The 1,532-nt window shown below is 66.3% G+C and carries 1 protein-coding gene; it reads left to right on the forward strand.

The window, feature by feature from the left end:
• Positions 1-28: 28 nt before the first annotated feature.
• On the forward strand, positions 29-1,357 hold the full coding sequence (locus FDZ70_10495) for a hypothetical protein (protein TLM66452.1): 1,329 nt from the start codon (positions 29-31) through the stop codon (positions 1,355-1,357).
• The last annotated feature ends 175 nt before the right edge of the window (positions 1,358-1,532 follow it).

Raw genomic sequence — 1,532 nt, forward strand, 5'->3', positions numbered from 1 at the left:
AGACTCGAATCGCAGGCGAGGAACCGGCGTGCCGCCGGTGATGCGCAGAAACGTTGGACGCAAGGGTCGCGCTGGCATGGCCCAGCCATGTTCGCGTGGACTCCGGGAGGACGCCGTGAGACTCAAGAATGGTGCCGCACGTCGCGGGATCACCTCTGCGCTGGCAGTAGTGTCAGCGCTGGCGATTCTCGCGGTCCCGTCCGGGTGCGGCCGGCCGCCCAGCGCTACGACAGACACCCGCACCGATCAGGTGACCTGGCTCATCGGCGTCAGCGCTCAGGCGGGGAGCCTCAACGGGGCCACGCTCGAGTTCTCACCAGTGCACGCCGTCTGCCTGGAGTTCAGCGACCGGCCGACGCGCAAGGCCCGCGAGATCAGCGTCGATGAACTGGTCGCCGCCTGGGACGGGTACTTCGCCGACAGCGAGCCCAACGCCGCGCTCGCTTGGGAGGTGGACGGGGGTCGCAAGGGGACTGCGATCGAGCTGTCAGGCCCGGTGCTGGAGGGCGACACCCTGCGCTTCATCGTCTCCGCGCTACCCGGTCAGACGCTGCCCACGGGCGATCTGGTCAATCCCGAGCTGCTGATAGACGGGACCGCCGCGGACGGCACCGCGCCAGGGCTCGCGTCTTCGACCACGACCGCTATCGGGGAGTTCCGGACGCTCGCGATCTACGACGAAGCGGACCGCATCGTGCGCAACACCAAGGAGACGAGCTACACGCACAGCCCGATGACCTTCGACGAAACGAGAGGCGTCTACCTGTGCGACTGCTCGGGCTTGGTGGACTACGTCCTCGGCCGAGTAGCCGCCGACAACCTCGCGCCCGTCATCGACCACGCCCGCTCCGCCCACCCCGAGGAGGCCAGGCCGCGCGCCTGGGACTACTACGAGTACTTCGCCGCTCAGCAGGACATCAAGGTGCGAGAGCGCATCGGCCGTATCAAGGTGTTCGATGCCATCCCTGACGCGACGTGGCGCCAAGTCTATCGGCTGGATCACGCGATGCCCGGCGATGTCATCGCCTACAAGTGGAAATCGAGCGCGGACAAACCGGACACAGGACACGTCATGATCATCGCTGATTCGCCGGAGCGCTTGGGCACGCGCGACGGAATGACGCAGTACAGAGTCCCCTTGATCGACTCGGCCATCTCCGCCCACGACAACGACACCCGCAGCAAGGACTCCAGTGGCGGAGTGGGACACGGTGAGATGTACTTCTTGACCGACAAGGACGGACGCCCTGTGGCGTTCCAATGGAGGAGCCTGACCGGAACGGTCACGCGCTCCCCCATTGAGGGGATTGCGATCGGCCGCGCGGGGCCAACCCCTCCGATGATGTGGAAGCCGTAGTGTCGCACGCAGCCGTCAACAGGGCGGACAATCCCCCCAGGCGCGGATGCGTCCAACAAGCAGTTCGAGCGGGCTCACTTCGCTCGCCGCTCAACTGCCAGACGTTAGTGAGTGTCGCGTCGTCCTGAGGGGGAGCATGCTCCGGCGCATCATCCTTGGATTCGGCCTCGCCACC

Source organism: Actinomycetota bacterium (assembly GCA_005774595.1).
Lineage (GTDB): Bacteria > Actinomycetota > Coriobacteriia > Anaerosomatales > D1FN1-002 > D1FN1-002.